The sequence below is a fragment of the Streptomyces sp. NPDC006265 genome, from assembly GCF_040613555.1.
Classification (GTDB): domain Bacteria; phylum Actinomycetota; class Actinomycetes; order Streptomycetales; family Streptomycetaceae; genus Streptomyces.
The window spans coordinates 1-3,566 of record NZ_JBEXSH010000907.1; the positions used below are offsets into that span (position 1 = coordinate 1).

Annotated in this window: 3 protein-coding genes; all 3 read right to left on the reverse strand. The window is 69.7% G+C overall.

The genetic code is table 11. The features are described from left to right. Nucleotides 1–154 precede the first annotated feature (154 nt). The 3 genes from ABZ281_RS42525 to ABZ281_RS42535 all read right to left on the reverse strand — a co-directional run bounded on the left by ABZ281_RS42525 (nt 155) and on the right by ABZ281_RS42535 (nt 3,512). Entirely contained in the window at nt 155–1,591 is a 1,437-nt protein-coding gene (locus ABZ281_RS42525) for a family 43 glycosylhydrolase (protein ID WP_356663397.1), read from the reverse strand. Beyond that, entirely contained in the window at nt 1,573–2,553 is a 981-nt protein-coding gene (locus ABZ281_RS42530; protein ID WP_356663399.1) for an arabinan endo-1,5-alpha-L-arabinosidase, read from the reverse strand. Before ABZ281_RS42530 ends, ABZ281_RS42525 begins: the two co-directional genes overlap by 19 nt. A 95-nt stretch (nt 2,554–2,648) precedes the next feature. Then, nucleotides 2,649–3,512 (reverse strand): hypothetical protein, encoded by an 864-nt coding sequence (locus ABZ281_RS42535; protein ID WP_356663401.1) that lies wholly within the window; start codon nt 3,510–3,512, stop codon nt 2,649–2,651. Between the last annotated feature and the right edge of the window lie 54 nt (nt 3,513–3,566).

The following is a 3,566-nucleotide window of genomic DNA, read 5'->3' on the forward strand; positions in this document are numbered from 1 at the left end:
GGTGCGGGGGACGAACGGGCTGACGCCGGCGCCGGCCACGGGGTGGCCCGCGGCGCAGAGCTGGCCCAACGCGGCGGGGATGGGGCAGGCGGGGTAGTTCGGCAGGTGCGGGTTGGGGGTGGCTGGTCGCGCAGTTCCCCACGCCCCCGCGGAGCTACACCGCTGTCAGTTTCCACTGCTGGCAGGTGTTGTTGAGCCAGGACCACTGGCGTACGTCGGCACCGTCCGCCGTTGAGCAACCGGCGACGTCCGCCACCTTCCCCGTGGCCTTGTTGGTGATACGGACATGACCACCGTCCGTGGCCACGAACTGGAAGCGCTGGCACGTGTTGTTCAGCCAGGACCACTGGCGCAGGTCGGCGCCGTCGGCCGTCGAGCAGTCGGCGGTGTCGAGAACCTTGCCGGTGGCGGCGTTCACCAAGCGGTGGGTGTCGTCACCGAGGTCCTCCAGGCGCCAGCGCTGGTTGGCCCCTCCGTTGCACCCGTACTGCTGGACGTTGGCTCCGTCGACCGAGGAACTCCCGGCCGCCTCAAGGCACTTGCCGCTGTTGCGGTTGGTGACGGTGTAGGTGGTCGAGGTGGTGGCCGGCTCCCCCGACGGCCCGGTCTGCGCCGCCCCGAGCCGGACGGGCGTGCCGAGGTTCGGCGTGCCGTCGGAGTTCCAGGTGAACTTCTGCGCCCGGGTCGTACGGCCGTTGTCGCAGCCCTCGGAAGCCGAGTCGTTGGCGTGGTAGACGATCCAGTTCTCGCGGCCGTCGGGCGAGGTGAAGAAGCCGTTGTGGCCGGGGCCGTACACCCCGTTCGCGTCACTGCGCTGGAAGACGGGCGTGGACTTCTTGGTCCAGGAGGAGGCCGACAGCGGGTTGGAGCCGGTCAGCTCCAGTTGCCCGAGCTTGTAGTCGGGCGTCCAGCAGCCGCTCGCCGAGTAGATCAGGAAGGTCCGGCCGCCCCGCTGCAGGATCTCCGCACCCTCGTTGACCGTGCCGCCCTGCCGCTCCCAGGCGTACGTCGGTGTCGAGATCGTCGAGTAGGAGCCGCTGACGGTGTACGGGTTGGACATCGGGGCGATGACGAGGTTCTGCGTGCCGCCGGTGATGGCGCTGCCGAGCATGTACATCCGGCCGCCCACGTTCAGCACGCTCGGGTCGAGCATCCACGCGCCGTTGAGCTGCCCCTTGTAGGTGTACGGCCCCATGGGGTCGGAGCCCGCGCTCTCCAGCACATGGCTGCGCTGCGTCGGGTTGTAGTCGGACACGTTCTGCCCGGCGACGTAGTACAGGTACCAGCGGCCGTTGACGAAGTGCAGCTCCGGCGCCCAGATGTTGCAGCAGCGGGAGGCGGCGTCGCCCTTCCACACCTGGACGCTGGGCGCGGTGGAGAGCCCGGCGAGGGTGGCGGACTTGCGGATGGTGATGACGTCGGTCCAACTGGTCGTCACCAGGTAGTAGTTGCCGTCGTGGTACGAGATCCAGGGGTCCGCGCCCTTGACGGACTTGACCGGGTTGGCGAAGGAGGCGGCGCTCGCGGAGGACTGGCCGAGGCTCAGCGCAAGCAGGAGAGCCGCCAGCAGGGTCAGTAGGCGACGGGCCATCCGCTGCTCCAGTTCAGGAGGTTGATGCCGAGCTTGGGTGTGCCGTTGTCGTTGCCGTCGTAGTAGTGGTAGACGATCAGGTCACCGTCGGCGTCATTCATGATCGACTGACCGCCGGGGCCGATGACGCTGCCGTGCGACTCCAGGACGGGCGTGCCACCGTTCTTCATCAGGTCGACGCCGTTCTTGTCGCGGTACGGCCCGGTCACGCCGGCGGCGCGCCCGACCTTCACCTTGTACGTCGAGCTGGTTCCGGCGCAGCAGGTGTCGTACGAGGCGAAGAGGTAGTAGTAGCCGCCCCGCTTGACGATGAAGGGCGCCTCGACGGCCTTGGTCCCGGTGGGGCGGGAGGCGAGCGAATACCGGGTGGTGTTGGAGGAGAGCCGCTTCCCGGTGGACGGGTTGATCTGGATCATCTTGATCCCGGTCCACCAGCTGCCGAACGACAGCCACCACTTGCCGTCGTCGTTCACGAAGAGGTTCGGGTCGATGGCGTTGAAGTCGCTGGACGAGCTTGAGGTGTAGACCGTGCCCTGGTCGGTCCAGCTGCCCGGCCGGCCGGTGCTGGAGGTGGCGAGGCCGATGGCGGAAGTGTTGGAGCCGAACTTCGAGACGGAGTAGTACATCAGGTACTTGCCCCCGTGGTACGAGATGTCCGGCGCCCAGGCCTCCGGGACGGACGAGTAGAGCTTCCACCAGCTCGGCCTGCTCGTGAAGGCGTCGCCGCCGTTGCGGAAGGCGGTGCGGTCGGTGGACGTCTTGTTGGCGATGCCGCCGCCGGTGGCGTACAGCAGGTACTGCCCGGACGAGGTGCGGATCATCGAGGGGTCGTGGGTGACGACGTCACCGGTGACCCGGCCGGGGTTGGGGTACGCGGACGCCGTGCTCGGGACGAGGGCGAGCAGGAAGGCGGCGGGGAGGGCGAGCAGGGCGGTGCGCCTGCGCACGGGGGTGCGGCTCATGCGGGGTCCTCCTTGCGGTGGGGGTGTACAACTGGTCGATATTTCGAACAGTGCTCGCAAGTTCGAACGGACCGTAGAATCGAACCACTTGCGCGTCAATGGTCCGCGCAGCACCGGCTGCGCGGGCCATGAAAGTTCGCCACGGAGACGCGGGAGCGCCAGCCGGTCGGAAGTCCCAGCCCGTAGCACCTGACGTGGTAGCCGTCCACGCACTCGGCCTCGCCGCCGACGATCAGACCGGCCGGCTCGCTCATGCCCGCCGCCCCGGCCGTCGCCACGAGCATCTCCGCGAGGGCCCGGCCCTTGGGTTCGCCGGGGCCTCCCGCGTCCACGCGCCACACCGGATCGTCGTCGCGCCAGACCGAGGCCGTGGCCGGGTGTTCGGCGACGGTGCCCCAGCCGAACGAGGCCGCGTCGATGCCTTCCGGGGCGAAGCAGCCGATGGACAGCCGGTCGCCGCACGCCACGTCGAAGAGGAGGGGCGCGCCACCACCGGTCCGCCCATAGAAGGGCGTTCCGAGGCCGACGCCGAGGGCGTCGGCCCCGGCGGGCAGGGCTCCCAGGAAGTCGCCCAGCGACCGGGTGACGGTCTCCCAGCTGCGGGCGGTCCAGCCGCCGGGGAAGCCGAGGCCGTCGTTGGCCGGGTCGCGGTTGCTGCCGAAGAAGCCGCTGAGAGCGTGCTCTTCGCCGTGGCCCTGACGCCAGAACCAGTTCTCGGCCGGGTCGGTGGGCTGCCGTACCGGCTCCGCTCCCGCCTTCCCGGCGCGCAGCTCCATGGTGTCCGGGCTGCCGCGCCAGCGCAGGAAGGGGGCGCCCCACAGCGGCCCGCTGTCGTAGAAGGGGCCCATGTCGCCGTGCGAACCCATGACGGACGGCCGGCCAAGGGCCGAGGTCAGTTCCTCGCAGGCCGCGCGGAAGGCGGTGGCCTGTGCGGGGGCGTCGGGTGCGGCCGTCGCCACCGGCACCGCGAGTTCGACCTACGACTCGCCGTCGGCGTAACGCTTTTCGTAGGT

What these genes read in the sequence shown, in the direction of transcription:
- ABZ281_RS42525 (WP_356663397.1), bottom strand. Translation starts at nt 1,591, where the DNA reads ATGGCCCGTCGCCTACTGACCCTGCTGGCGGCTCTCCTGCTTGCGCTG.
- ABZ281_RS42530 (WP_356663399.1), bottom strand. Translation starts at nt 2,553, where the DNA reads ATGAGCCGCACCCCCGTGCGCAGGCGCACCGCCCTGCTCGCCCTCCCC.